Annotated in this window: 14 protein-coding genes and 2 pseudogenes; 2 read left to right on the forward strand and 14 right to left on the reverse strand. The window is 35.5% G+C overall.

Translation table 11 applies throughout. The features are described from left to right. Positions 1-6: 6 nt before the first annotated feature. From NST21_RS15710 to NST21_RS15725, 4 genes and pseudogenes are all read right to left on the reverse strand, one after another. On the reverse strand, positions 7-660 hold the full coding sequence (locus tag NST21_RS15710; RefSeq protein ID WP_340890112.1) for an ABC transporter permease: 654 nt from the start codon (positions 658-660) through the stop codon (positions 7-9). A gap of 12 nt (positions 661-672) precedes the next feature. Then, positions 673-1,827, reverse strand: a complete 1,155-nt coding sequence (locus tag NST21_RS15715) for a betaine/proline/choline family ABC transporter ATP-binding protein (RefSeq protein ID WP_340890114.1) — start codon at positions 1,825-1,827, stop codon at positions 673-675. Between the two features lie 208 nt (positions 1,828-2,035). Next, positions 2,036-3,211, reverse strand: coding sequence for an acyl-CoA dehydrogenase family protein (locus NST21_RS15720; protein ID WP_340890115.1), 1,176 nt, complete (start codon positions 3,209-3,211; stop codon positions 2,036-2,038). 1,246 nt (positions 3,212-4,457) lie between these two features. After that, positions 4,458-4,882: pseudogene (locus NST21_RS15725) on the reverse strand (VOC family protein). A 168-nt stretch (positions 4,883-5,050) separates the two neighbouring features. Between NST21_RS15725 and NST21_RS15730 the strand changes: the two are divergent. Then, positions 5,051-5,167, forward strand: a pseudogene (locus tag NST21_RS15730) (IS3 family transposase); the annotation flags it as partial. 123 nt (positions 5,168-5,290) lie between these two features. Here NST21_RS15730 and NST21_RS15735 read toward each other — a convergent pair. From NST21_RS15735 to NST21_RS15765, 7 genes are all read right to left on the reverse strand, one after another. After that, complete coding sequence (locus NST21_RS15735) at positions 5,291-5,719, reverse strand: DoxX family protein (protein WP_340890117.1); 429 nt, start codon at positions 5,717-5,719, stop codon at positions 5,291-5,293. Between the two features lie 70 nt (positions 5,720-5,789). Continuing rightward, a complete protein-coding gene (locus tag NST21_RS15740) occupies positions 5,790-6,644 on the reverse strand; it encodes a M56 family metallopeptidase (protein WP_340890119.1) in 855 nt (284 codons plus the stop codon). After that, a complete protein-coding gene (locus NST21_RS15745) occupies positions 6,644-7,060 on the reverse strand; it encodes a BlaI/MecI/CopY family transcriptional regulator (protein WP_340890121.1) in 417 nt (138 codons plus the stop codon). Before NST21_RS15745 ends, NST21_RS15740 begins: the two co-directional genes overlap by 1 nt. 202 nt (positions 7,061-7,262) lie before the next feature. Continuing rightward, entirely contained in the window at positions 7,263-7,457 is a 195-nt protein-coding gene (locus tag NST21_RS15750) for a hypothetical protein (protein WP_340890122.1), read from the reverse strand. Between the two features lie 157 nt (positions 7,458-7,614). Further along, positions 7,615-8,283 (reverse strand): NAD-dependent epimerase/dehydratase family protein, encoded by a 669-nt coding sequence (locus NST21_RS15755; protein WP_056527284.1) that lies wholly within the window; start codon positions 8,281-8,283, stop codon positions 7,615-7,617. Between the two features lie 92 nt (positions 8,284-8,375). Beyond that, positions 8,376-8,945 (reverse strand): histidine phosphatase family protein, encoded by a 570-nt coding sequence (locus NST21_RS15760; RefSeq protein ID WP_340892577.1) that lies wholly within the window; start codon positions 8,943-8,945, stop codon positions 8,376-8,378. A 28-nt stretch (positions 8,946-8,973) separates the two neighbouring features. Further along, positions 8,974-9,318 (reverse strand): n-acetylglutamate synthase, encoded by a 345-nt coding sequence (locus NST21_RS15765; protein WP_340890125.1) that lies wholly within the window; start codon positions 9,316-9,318, stop codon positions 8,974-8,976. Between the two features lie 248 nt (positions 9,319-9,566). Between NST21_RS15765 and NST21_RS15770 the strand changes: the two genes are divergently transcribed. Then, complete coding sequence (locus NST21_RS15770; protein ID WP_056527290.1) at positions 9,567-10,088, forward strand: DUF2179 domain-containing protein; 522 nt, start codon at positions 9,567-9,569, stop codon at positions 10,086-10,088. Positions 10,089-10,287: 199 nt separating this feature from the next. Here the strand turns inward: NST21_RS15770 and NST21_RS15775 are convergent, their stop codons facing one another. The 3 genes from NST21_RS15775 to cls form a co-directional block, all read right to left on the reverse strand. Continuing rightward, positions 10,288-10,689 carry a cytosolic protein gene (locus tag NST21_RS15775; RefSeq protein WP_252432866.1) on the reverse strand — a complete coding sequence of 134 codons (402 nt, stop codon included), beginning with the start codon at positions 10,687-10,689 and terminating at the stop codon, positions 10,288-10,290. A 65-nt stretch (positions 10,690-10,754) separates the two neighbouring features. Continuing rightward, positions 10,755-11,510: an exodeoxyribonuclease III gene (locus tag NST21_RS15780; RefSeq protein ID WP_340890126.1), complete on the reverse strand. Its 756-nt coding sequence runs from the start codon at positions 11,508-11,510 to the stop codon at positions 10,755-10,757. A gap of 74 nt (positions 11,511-11,584) precedes the next feature. Then, a complete protein-coding gene (gene cls / locus NST21_RS15785) occupies positions 11,585-13,090 on the reverse strand; it encodes a cardiolipin synthase (RefSeq protein WP_340890127.1) in 1,506 nt (501 codons plus the stop codon). Position 13,091 lies beyond the last annotated feature (1 nt).

The following is a 13,091-nucleotide window of genomic DNA, read 5'->3' on the forward strand; positions in this document are numbered from 1 at the left end:
TCCTCCTCAAGCAACTTCCTTCATACCTTTTAATCCTTTTGGTACGACTTTTCGTTCAATGATCGAGAAAACATAATCCACCAGGATAGCCATGATGATTACCGGTACAGCACCTGCGATGATATATTCTGTTTGGTATAAATTCAAACCAATAAATATGTAATCTCCAAGTCCTCCGCCTCCAATAAAGGAAGCCAATGTTGCCCAGCCAATTAAATAAACGGAAGCAGTGCGAATCCCAGCCATAATGACGGAAAGTGCAAGTGGAAATTCAACTAGACGAATTCTCTCACAACTCGTCATCCCGATGCCTCTACCAGATTCAAGTAAATTTTTATTTACACCTTTAATGCCTGTATACGTATTCCTGAGAATAGGTAAAACAGAATAGAAAAATAACGCAATAATAGCGGGTATCTTCCCAACACCGAGGAATGGAATGAAAAATGCTAGTACTGCCAAGCTTGGCAACGTCTGCATGATGTTTGCAATTCCAATAATTATAGATGCGCTTTTTTTCATACGGGTCAACAAAATGCCAAGCGGTACAGCAACTAGTATTCCAAGGAATACAGCAATCATAGATATATATAAATGCTCCCACGCCTTGTAAAGCAACTCTAGCCAATTCGTTTGTAAAAAATCGAGCAATGTTTCCATCTCATTCACCTCCTAAAACATCTCAGCCATTTCAGCCACTAGATTATCTTCTTCCCCCCAGATGCTGTCGTACACGATGTCAACCAATGTAGCTCTAGTAACAATACCGACCAAATGTTTTTTTTGGTCAACGACCGGCACATATTTAAATCCGTGTTTTAAAATCTTCTGAACTGAATCACGGATTAATGAGTCTTGTTTCACAGAATAGACTTCAGTATTGATTACTTCACTAATAAATGTAGCTTTTTTACGATATTCACTAATCGTTTCAACATCTACAAATCCTTTTAATACATTCTCTTCATCTACCACGAGCAGAGAATCCACTCGTTTTTCTCTCATAATAGTGATAGCGTTAGTAAGAGACTTTTCCTCAGTAATTGAAATGGGATTACGACTCATGATTTGTTCGACCAATTGCACGTTCGGTCTTGTTTGAAGCAATCGTTCTTTACCGATAAATTCTTCAACAAATTCATTGGCTGGGTTTCTGAGAATTTCATCCGGGGTTCCCACTTGAACGATTTCCCCAGCCTTTAAAATCACAATACGATCAGCAAGTTTAATCGCTTCATCCATATCATGGGTAACAAAAACAATTGTCTTATTAAGTGTGCGCTGCAGATTTTTAAATTCCTCCTGAAGAGCATCGCGGGTGATCGGATCTAGAGCACCAAAAGGTTCATCCATTAATATGAGTGGTGGATTAGAAGCTAGAGCCCTGAGAACGCCAATTCGCTGTTGCTGCCCGCCGCTCAGTTCGTAGGGATACCGTTCTAAATATTCGGGACCCATATCAACGAGCTGCAGCAATTCTAGCGCACGTTCTTTTTTCTCTTGATCACTCCATTTAAGTAGTTTTGGAACGAGGGTGATATTTTCAAGAATCGTCATATGAGGGAAAAGACCAATTTGTTGAATTACATACCCGATCTGTCTTCTAAGCTCGACCGGATCCTTTTCCATTATATTTTCTCCATTTATGAGTATCTTACCTTCGGACGGTTCAATCAGGCGATTAATCATTTTCATTGTCGTTGTTTTCCCACAGCCACTCGGACCAATGAAACAGATGAACTCCCCTTTTTTTATATCAAGTGTTATATTCTTTACAGCTTTCTTCCCTCCCTTATAGACTTTCGATACATTTTCAATTTTTAACACGACAAGCACCTCCATCATTCGCATACAATTACAAATTTTACAAATTCATTTCGTTTTCATATGCACAGTCTCTTATACCCATACGATAAAATATTAAACCTTTTATTAAAATAAACTAGTTCAATGTAATTACATTGAAGAAATGGAATGAAAAAAACTACCTCATTTTAATAAAGGTAGTTAATAGATATAAGTTATTAAAATTGAATTAAAACCCGATATTTTTAGCGATGAGGGTTTTTACTATTTCATCTGACCCTGTATAGAATGTTGTCACAGGAATGTCTCGATGACGCCGGGCAATTTTATAATCACCCATATTTCCGTATCCATCATGTAACTGCATGCACTTTTCAGATATTCGCTTTGACATCTCCGTAATCCAATATTTAGCCATCGATACTTCAGTTATGATATTCTCCCCATTCATATGTTTACAGATCAAACCATCAACAAACGTTCTACCCAGCTGAATATCGGTCGCTATTTCAGCAATGGTAAACTGTGCCTTATTAAATTTACTTATTTTCTTACCAAATGCTTTTCGTTCTTTTATAAAATTCATCGTTAAGTGGAGCATGTCCTTAGCTGCCATTAAAGACCCAATCGCACACATAAGTCTTTCCTGCTGCAATTTTTGCATGATATATGAAAGTCCCTTCCCTTCCTCCCCAAGTAGGTTCCCAACAGGAACGGAAGCATCATCGAAAAATAGTTCGGCTGTTTCTGAGCTATTCTGGCCGGCTTTTTCAAGCTTTCTGCCCCGTGTAAGCCCTGGCGTATCTTTATCAATGAGCAACAAACTGATTCCATCATTGGAAGGAACAGCATCAAGATCAGTTTTACATGCTACAATCAATAAGTCAGCTTTAAAGCCATTTGTGATAAACGTTTTGGCTCCATTGACAATATAATACCCATCTTTCTTGATGGCTGTGGTTTGGATATTCGCTAATTCTGAACCCATTCCTGGCTCTGTCATTGCAAAGGCAGAAATCAATTCTCCTGAAATGAACTTGGGTAAATACCTTTGTTTTTGATCTATTGTTCCGAATGAAGCAATATATGGGGCTACAACATCAGAATGAATTGAAATTCCTACTAAGGCTGATCCAACCATTTCCAATTCCTCTGCCAGAACAACTGAATATCCAAAATCTGCTCCTACCCCACCGAATTCCACATCAAGCCATGGACATAAAAATCCGTTATCCCCAATCTTTTTCCAAAATGAGCGAGGTACTTCCCCCTCTTTTTCCCACTGATCATAAAAGGGGATAGCTTCCTTGTCGAGAAATTCACGAATTGATTGTTTAAATAATAAGTGTTCTTCTGTGAGGAAGGAACGTGAATCATTCTTATTGAACGCCATCGTGTTAACCATGGGTTAACCTCCATTCGCTAATGATTTTGTTGAGATACATCAATGTGAAATATCTTGTAATCCACAACCATGATCAAGATAAATAGGTTAAATATATAGATGTAAACGGTTACAATAATAAAAATCATCAAACTGTCAAAATGGCCCATAATATTCATGTTCAACAAAAGTATTGAATTCCCTTTTAAAAATCTATTTTTTACCATTTTAAATTCATTTTTTGATTATATTATTTGAAAAGCTACCCGATTTAAGAAAATGATGATTGATACTTAACTGCTTAAATATGGGTTAATCTTGTATTCTGACGAGGTTATTTTTGTAATATTACTTGCCTTAATTTAAGATTTGACTGAAAAAATCAATCTAATAATGGGAAACCCGTATTGGAAGTAGAAGTAAATCCCAAATTCGTGCCACCTTACTTTTTACAAGTATTTTTTCTTTATTTCCAATTTTTTTATGATTTTTCCGAATCATTTTTTTGATTATCATTATCGCATTGGCTATTTTGGTGTTGGGTGTTGAAGCCAATGACAAGGCAGTCTCATTAGAAAATATAACTTATGGTAGGGTTCCTAGATTATTATTCAGATTAACAACGACTCCATTCAAAAGGAAAGCCTCCAGGGACAGTGTGAAGAATACGTGCAGTAAGGGGTATTTTGGGATTAAATAATAATCCTCTCTTTCCAAATGCCTACATATTGCACAAACGTGGTCTTCTCTTCCTCTGATACATGATATGATTACTTTAGCTGCATAAGAAAAGGCGATCCTTCTTAAAGAAGAATCGCATCTATCATTCCATAAGGAGTACCTCAAGCAAAACGCAGATTTACAACGTTAAGAATATTCCAGAATAAAAAAAATCCCAATCTCTCAGTGATATAAATGAGAAATTGAGATTTAATTATTCTTCACCAATTGCGCCTTAAGTTGGTTACCTTGGAAACGATTTTAACTAATCATTTCCTTATTAGTAAAAAATTCAGTTATAATCTTTTTCCCAATCATATTCAATCATTAAATAAATTTTTTTCGCATTGATTGTTTCTTATTGATTTCATTCAAAATAACCGCTATTTCGTGCGAATTTTCAATATATGATGTTCCAATCTGGATTTATACAAGCTCAACTATTGGTTTTATGTTGGAACGGAAAATAGGTAATTTTCCAACTAAAAGTCACCAAATCAGCTGCTTTTGGCTTCATACATGGGGCTATTTTTATACTAGAAAAAAATTATTGTTGACCCTCTGTGTAAATTTGAAAAGTTACACCGAATTTGTCCGATACAATCCCATAAGCAGGGCTAAAAAAAGCTTCCTGCAGCGGCATTTTCACTTGTCCATCTTGCGACAAGTATTCAAAAATTTGTTTTGATTTTTCGATATCGTTAGTTGAAATACAGATCGTAACTTGATCTCCAGTTTGACTAGTTTGACCTGGAAACATATCTGAAAACATGAGGTCCGTTTCTCCAACCTTTAACATTGCGTGTGACACAAGTTCCTTTGCTTCTTCTGGTATAGGAAATTCCGGGTTTTCTGGCATTCTCCAAAAGTTTGACTAAAAAGGACTTTTGCACCCAATGCTTTTTCGTAAAATTGGATCGCTTCCTTCGCATTTCCGTTCATCATTAAATAGGGAGATAATCGCATTGTCATAATTAAATAGCTCCTTTGGTTCTAATTTTTTTTACAAATCTTGAGTAACTTCCAAGCTTCCTTTTGAACTTGTCAGTGATAATAACCATTATTACCCATGATTGTATTTTATAACAAAGAACGTATGTTCGTCAATATGTATTACTTGAAGACTAACAATTTTTTGAGCATTTCAAACAAGAACTAGAAGATTATATCCAATACTACAACCACCAACGAATCAAGGTGAAATTAAAAGGCATGAGCCCAGTAGATTACTCGGTTCATGCCCTCAAAGCTGCCTAACTAACTAAAAAAATTGTCTAATTTTTTGGGTTCTCTTTAATTGATAAGCTCTTTTTTGACTTTAGTCTATGCGTTTCAATTTGGTGAGCATAAAACTTAACACTTTGATATTGTATATCCTTATTAACTCGCTATTATTTCTGAATCTTGTCCTTTTTTATGGTTTGGTAACTTAGAATCTATCGATAGGAATCGGCTTCCATTTAATACTAGGTGAAGTGCAATAAACATAAGAATTAGGTCTATTTCGAATCCTGCACCTTCTCCATTCCCCATAAAGCCTGCTGGAAATTTCACATAAACAATTGCACCAGCCATAATGAATATAAGGAGGGCAGAAATTATTCTTGTTCCAAGACCTAAAATTAAAGCAATTCCTCCAACCAATTCAATTGTACCAACTACATAGGCCATAAATCCCGGAATGCCTATACTTTGAAACCATCCAGAAATGTTATCCAATCCACTTTGGAATTTTGACAAACCATGCATCAAAAATGTAATTCCCAACATTACTCTTAATAAAAAGGTACCGATTTCTTGTTTTTTCATGACACATCTCCTTTTATTATATTTAACACTACAAAGTGTAGTGTAAAGGTATAAAAAAATCAAGTGAAAGTCATCCGACAATCACTATAGTCATTCCCAATAGTATAATCAAAACATAAATAGAGACAAAAATCGTGGTACTATCAGCCCTTAAAGGAATTGTACTTTTAGGATCAACTAATTCCTGAAGTCTATAGTTAACTGATTCATTCGAGAAGTGGACAAGGACGGGAGAGGATTTATCAGAGCAAGAATGTTTAATTAACTTCAACAAAGCAGCGCTTATGCCTAATTCAGTCCCCATTTTATTAATCGCATATTCATCGGCTAATAATTCACTAATTATTTTGTAATTTTCATAACACCATTTTGTCAGTGGGACAAACCATAAAGCCTGTGAGATCAACTGTAAAATAAAGATTACCAATGGATCATATTTTTTTTGGTGAAAGGCTTCATGCTCTACTACTGCTTCTAGCTCATCAAAGTCCAATAATTGAATTAAACCAGTACTAAACACAATGAAAGGTCGCCTGAAACCAAGCGTAAACGCAAGAGGTTGATCAGCATTCACAACTAAGATATCTTTATTGGCCCGTTTGAATGTTTCGTTTATAGACCTTGTCTTTTCAACGTTTTTGTAGTTAAAAAGCTTTTGTTTAAACCTTCTGGAAAGGAGATATTGCTCTGCAATTTTGAATAGGGTGATCAATATACTATAGGATATTACTATAATGAGCAGTGTGATGACCACAAAGTAGTATACTGAACCTTCCTTGAATAGACTAAAGCAAAATTTAAAAAAGTTGGCTTTAATATTTACTCCAAAAAAGATGTGTACCAAAAACGCTCCCAATTGGCTCCATACTACACCGGCAATTAAAAGACTAAGGCTTATCACAAAATAAGACTTTTTCTTCCACATTATAATTTATCCTTTTTTAACGATTGGATTTTTTTTTCCAATTTTTCAATTAAAGCTTGGTCAGCGTCTTTCATGGCATCAAGCATATGGCTAATGACAGCACCACCAAATTCATCTAGCAAATTCTCAGTCAGTTTCTTTGACTGCTCTTCTAAAAACTCCGCTTTAGATTGCACAGGGCGAAATAATGAAAGCCTTCCTTCAGACCTCTTTTCAAGAATGCCTTTTTCGACTAGACGATTCATGACTGTCATTACAGTATTAAAGTTGATAGGCTTTTCAAGCTCCAATGATTGCTGCACCGCTTTAATACTCTGTTCATTTTTACCCCATAAATATTCCATGATACTAGCTTCCAAGGGACCAAAGAAACGATTCAGTCCAACTTCATCATATTTAAAATTTTTAATATTCATCTTTTACCCTCCCACTACGAATTGTAGTGGAAATTCCTGTTAGAATCAAGTTTCATCAGGAAGATTAGATCTGATGTATATCCAAATTTCTTTATGGGCGGCACAATCGAATTTGTAACCCTTCTTGGATTATCAATTGTTAAGCTTAATTGAGTCGAGTAATGCATACAAGATTGAAGTATGGTTGGAAATAGCGTGTTAATTACATGATGCCGACCATCGAAATGTTTTTCAGTACCTGACAACATTTGATTAATTGCTTTAATAGCTTTTCCAGCACTAATAGGGGATACCAAATGATTATTTTGCCATTCATTACCTCCAACACTAGTTTGGCTTTTTCCAGTACTTCTAGATTTCCACCTGCTATTACAGTCAAAATTCCTTTCAGCTCCAAATGTTCCCCTGCTAACAGGTACATCCAAAACCCGGATCCTTTTTTCCTGATAAGCAGAAGGAATCTCCATAAAAATTTGCTTTTACATTAAATCTCAGTTTTTGCTTCGAATTTTAAAGAAACGAGCCTAAAGAAGGCTCGTTTCACTAATCAATTATTAACTCCTTGTTGTAAGTTTTTCTATTTCATCAGAATTATAGAAATGATACCCTTGTGTCGGCTTTTGGGCCGCAGCATACATTGCAGCAGCTACTTTGTTTGCTTCTATGGCACGATATGGACGTAAAGGGCCAACAAAGAGAAATTTAGCAAAAGAACCAATCATACCAGAAATCTTTTCACCTGCCCTAAATTCCTTTCGTTCACCAAGAAGTAAGGACGGGCGAAATATATGTACAGAATTCAATTCTAGTTGTTGTAGTGTTCCTTCCACATCGCCTTTAACACGACTGTAGAAAAACTTGGATTTGGAATTGGCTCCCATGGCTGTTATGACGAGAAATTTCTCAACATTAGAGGCTTTCGCCATTTTCGCCGCTTCAATAACAAATTCATAATCAACTTTACGAAAAGCTTCTTTCGATTTGGCTTTCTTAATAGTTGTACCTAAACAAATAAAAACATCAGTGACATTGAATAAATCTGCATATCTGACTAAATTATCAAACTCCACAACATGGACTTCGCAATTAGGTTCTTTAGATTCTATTTCCCTTCTAGTTAGCAAGTGGATTTCCTTATAATTATTGCTGTTACTTAACTCTTTAACTAAATGGGTACCAACGACTCCAGTTGCACCTAAAATCAATGCAGTTTTTATAGTCATGATTTCCTTCTTTCCTTTATAAGCTACTAAATGGCAGCTATACTTTTATTTCATTTTTTCTTCCTAAAGAACTTTTTGAAAATCGTAGAGTATTAGGATAGATGATTTACTTGATTAAAATCCTCAATAATCCAGGAATCCATCTCAAATCTAATCGTACTTAAACAAGCATTAAATAACCTCATTTGTTTTGATACGATTGTCTCATTTGACATCAATCGTAAAATAAAATGAATCACTGCGCCATGTGCAACAAGGATCACTTTCTTCTCAGGATACCCCTGCTGAATCTCTTGAAGTCCTTTTACCAGCCTATCACGTAAAGACTCCTGACTCTCCTGATTAGGATAGACTTTATCACTGAATGCAGACTCTCTTTCATGCGCTGTCATTCCTTCAGCAGAGCCAAAATTCTTTTCTATGAATTCTAATTTTTCAATCACTGGCCTATCAATATAGGAGCTAATGATTTCGGCAGTTTCTTTAGCCCTTGTTAGAGGGCTTGTAATAATTACATCCCAATCTGCTTTAGACAAAAATTCACCACACTTCTGTGCTTGTATCTTTCCTTGTTCATTTAGTGGGATGTCAGTCTGTCCCTGCAGTTTTCCCAGTGCATTCCAATCAGTTTGACCATGACGTACTAGACAAATAGTAGTAATTGTCCCCAAACCTCTCTATGTAAAATCTTTATTTTTTCACTTCTTCAATGATGGAATGACCTTCACTCTGCTCGAGATCTAACCATTTCCACTTTTCATGCAATCGGATTCGTCCATCAGGCAACATTTCCGGTGTGGAAAGACAGCTACCTCCTCTAATTTCACCTTTTTCTTTAATATGATTGTACCTAAATTCCAGTGACCCATCCATATTAACAACACCTATTAAAGTCCCTTTAATAATCTCTCCCCCTTCATAACTTGCTGTAAGAATATTTCCTTCTTGTGAATAGTAAAAGAATGTATTTGCCGATACTTCTCCATTTTCCGAATTATCTTTTGCTATAAATGTTCTTCCGTTATAATTAAGCATAGACAATCCTTCCAGATAAATTATTTAGGATAATGATACCAAATTAAAGCAAAAAAGAGTATTATGAAATTCTCAAACACATTAAATTATAGGATTTTCTATGATTAGAAATACTGAGAATAAATACATAATATTTCCATTGAATTCATCCATTGTCTTATGATTAGATTATGGAAGATGTTTCATATGGGAGGGCGATTCTATATGAAATATCAAAGAAATTATAAAAAAATTGGTGAGGTGCTCAATTGAAAGAAATTCTGCTCATTTTATTATTGCAACTTATTTATGTTCCAATTTATACACTACGGACTATATTTTTAGTGAAAAATATAACCGTACTGGCATCTATATTAGGCATTGCAGAAATGTTAGTATACGTTTTTGGTTTATCTCTTGTATTTGGCGGTGACCAAAGCATAATCGCCATGGTTGTATATGCAGTTGGTTTTGGTATCGGGATTATTTTTGGAACGAAAATTGAGCAAAAACTCGCCATCGGTTATATAAATGTAACCGTTAATACTCAAGCAAAAAATGAATATTTGATTGATACTTTAAGAAACATTGGATTCGGTGTCACTCTTTATACCGGTGAAGGAAGGGACAGCAACCGTTATCGGATGGAAATTTTAACAAAACGAAACCGAGAGCAAGAATTAATTGCAACAGTTGAAAAGTTTGAACCAAAAGCCTTCATTATTTCTTATGAACCAAGGTATTTTAAAGGTGGGTTTTTACTGGATCGGTTGAAAAATAAAGCAAGCTGAATAAAAAGACTGCAAAAGCCCATCTTTTTCAAGATGGGCTTTTCCTTACGTTCTATAATCTCTTGGCTATCTCACGATTTGAATACAAGACGTGAATTTGTTTATGACACGATTTATAGAGAAGAACAAGATCTTCCTAGGTGTTAATTGATAGTTGATCAAGTTCACAAGTACCTCACAACCCATAATCTAAAATCGGTTACGGTTTAACAGACTTTCCTTCTTCAACTACATGAAACATCAAGTGTGCAAGATGATGGATTGGTCCATAGTCTTCGTTGTCTTCTTCATCCTCTTCCTCCTCCATTTCATCCATGCCTTGTAAATAAAGGGCCATGAATTCATAAAAATCATTTTTGGAGAACGAGTAACAATCACTAGGATCCTGACTATCTTCTTCATATTGTAGAACAAGATGTGATAAATCTCCTTCATCATCCTCTGCATCAAAAAAGACGAAAGATCCCATATTTGTATCCAGTTCAAATAACCTGCGGAATCCACGTGATGCTGATTTTTCAAATTCTGCGGTCGTCAATTTTTGTACCTGCATGCTGTCAACATTATCTTCTTGATGGAAACTCACAATAAATGTGTTCATTACGTTTTACCTCCTGTTGAGTATGGATAACCCATAGTATCCCCATTTTACCGAATTTATCCGAGTTAAAGAGCTGTTTCCAAAACAACCGGACAATGATCACTGCCCATAATATCGCAATGAATATTGGCCTCTATTAAAGAATCCACGAGACGTTGGGAAACAATAAAATAATCGATTCTCCATCCGATATTCCTCTCCCTTACCTTACTCATATATGACCACCAGGTATAAACACCTTCCTGGTCAGGATAAAAATGGCGGAACGTATCAACAAACCCTGCATCAAGTAAATCAGTCATTTTACCTCGTTCTTCTAATGTGAAACCAGAATTCCCAACATTTGGTTTAGGGTTTTTCAAGTCTATTTCCTGATGTGCTACATTTAGATCGCCACAATAGATAACTGGTTTTACTAAGTCTAGCTCTCTCAGATAATTACGAATTTCATCTTCCCATTCAAGACGGTAATCAAGTCTTGATAAATCTCTTTTAGCATTTGGCGTATAAACATTAACCATATAAAATTTCTCATACTCAAGTGTTATAATTCTGCCTTCCGCTTCCTCACCGCGTTCCCCTACACCATATTTGACTGAAAGCGGTTTTTCCTTCGTGAAGATGGCTGTACCTGAATAACCTTTTTTCAAAGCATAATTCCAATATTGATGATACCCCTCTAGTTCAAGTGAAATCTGCCCTTCTTGAAGTTTAGTTTCTTGAAGACAAAAAATATCTGCGTCCACATCTTTAAAGTAATCTAAAAATCCTTTTTTTACACAAGCTCGAATTCCATTTACGTTCCAAGAAACCAATTTCATATTCTTTTACAATCTCCTTATAGCAAACTTTTCTTTTCTATCACAACTATACTATTGATTTGATTTTTTGCCCATCAGAGTACATTGGAAAATAACCGGGCAAAAGATTCTTTTGAGCGTTCCAGCAAACCACGATTATTATAACTTACTGGATCTAGTTTTTCGCTATCCTTCATATCCTCTTGATAATGAGTGACTAGATCGTTAATGGAACCGCTACCCATAAGGAAGACATTCACCTCGAAATTAAGATGGAAACTCCTCATATCCATGTTTGCCGTTCCAATTGAAGCAATATCACCATCCACAATAATAAGTTTTTGATGCAAGAAACCCTTTTTGTACGAGTAAACTTCTACACCAAATTGAAGAAGTTCACCGAAATAAGAACGACTCCCATATTGGGTTAAAAAACCATCATTTACCGCAGGAACCATAAGTCGGACTTGTATCCCTTTTAAGGCAGCATGCTTAATCGCTGCTTTGATCGCTTGATTCGGTACAAAGTATGGACTTGCAATCCAGATTGATTTTGTTGCACAAGTTATCAGAGAATAGTAAAAATCACTCATGATTCCCTGCTGTGTATCTGGGCCACTGGCAACAACCTGAACCGCTCCATCTCCTTTTTCAACTCTGGTATTGATCTCCGGACGTTCTTCTAAAACATCTTCTCCACTTACATATTCCCAATCTAACAGGAATACCGTATGAAGCATGTAAACGGCTTCCCCTTCAAGGACCATATGCGTATCACGCCAAAATCCAATGTTTTTATTTCTTCCTAAATACTCCTCACCAATGTTCAAACCACCCACAAAACCAATTTCCCCATCTATGATGATGATTTTTCGGTGATTCCTAAAATTAAACTTTTGATTGAAAAATCCGTGCTTTAACGGCGAAAATGGATATGCTTTAACACCTGCCTTTTTCATCCGCTTAACTTCATTATTTGAAAGACTTAAACTACCTGCAGCATCAAAAATAAATAAAACTTCTACACCTTTTTTTGCCTTTTCAATTAGAATATCTATAATTTCTGTTCCAAGTCTGTCTGAACGGAAAATATAATACTCAATATGAATGAATTTTTCCGCTTTCTTTAACTGTTTAATGATTTCTGAAAACGTTTCATTTCCATTTTTCAACACTTCCGTTTTTGAAGCTGTACTTATAGTCGTCTCAGAAGCATTCTTGGCAAAAGATGCAAAGGACTTCTGATGATTGTTCAAGAACGTAAGGTCTGGTGAAGATACATGAGTGACAAGACTTTTCCATTCTTCCCGGTCTTTTTTTCTTTTACTTTGGAACAAATACCCCTTTAAATAAAGTTGGCCAGAAAACAAGTAAAAGACATAGCCAAATACAGGGAAAAATAAAAGCACATACATCCATAGAAGAGTATCATGTGCAAATCTATTTTCTAGCATCAGTGAGTATATTGTAATAAACATAACAAAAACATATAACCCAATAAAAAATAGCTTCATGTTGAAGCTAACCTGACTAAAAACGATCATATAAACCGATACGATTAAAATAAATAAAAATACAAATTCCATTCTTCTTCTTCTCATT

It is taken from the genome of Peribacillus sp. FSL K6-1552 (genome assembly GCF_038005205.1).
Taxonomy (GTDB): Bacteria; Bacillota; Bacilli; order Bacillales; family DSM-1321; genus Peribacillus; species Peribacillus butanolivorans.

Bases quoted from the DNA above. Each gene is read 5' to 3' on its own strand.
- NST21_RS15740 (WP_340890119.1), bottom strand. From the start codon at position 6,644: ATGTGGAAGAAAAAGTCTTATTTTGTGATAAGCCTTAGTCTTTTAATT.
- NST21_RS15765 (WP_340890125.1), bottom strand. From the start codon at position 9,318: ATGCTTAATTATAACGGAAGAACATTTATAGCAAAAGATAATTCGGAA.
- cls (WP_340890127.1), bottom strand. From the start codon at position 13,090: ATGAGAAGAAGAAGAATGGAATTTGTATTTTTATTTATTTTAATCGTA.
- NST21_RS15710 (WP_340890112.1), bottom strand. From the start codon at position 660: ATGGAAACATTGCTCGATTTTTTACAAACGAATTGGCTAGAGTTGCTT.
- NST21_RS15780 (WP_340890126.1), bottom strand. From the start codon at position 11,510: ATGAAATTGGTTTCTTGGAACGTAAATGGAATTCGAGCTTGTGTAAAA.
- NST21_RS15755 (WP_056527284.1), bottom strand. From the start codon at position 8,283: ATGACTATAAAAACTGCATTGATTTTAGGTGCAACTGGAGTCGTTGGT.
- NST21_RS15775 (WP_252432866.1), bottom strand. From the start codon at position 10,689: ATGAACACATTTATTGTGAGTTTCCATCAAGAAGATAATGTTGACAGC.
- NST21_RS15745 (WP_340890121.1), bottom strand. From the start codon at position 7,060: ATGAATATTAAAAATTTTAAATATGATGAAGTTGGACTGAATCGTTTC.
- NST21_RS15720 (WP_340890115.1), bottom strand. From the start codon at position 3,211: ATGGTTAACACGATGGCGTTCAATAAGAATGATTCACGTTCCTTCCTC.
- NST21_RS15735 (WP_340890117.1), bottom strand. From the start codon at position 5,719: ATGAAAAAACAAGAAATCGGTACCTTTTTATTAAGAGTAATGTTGGGA.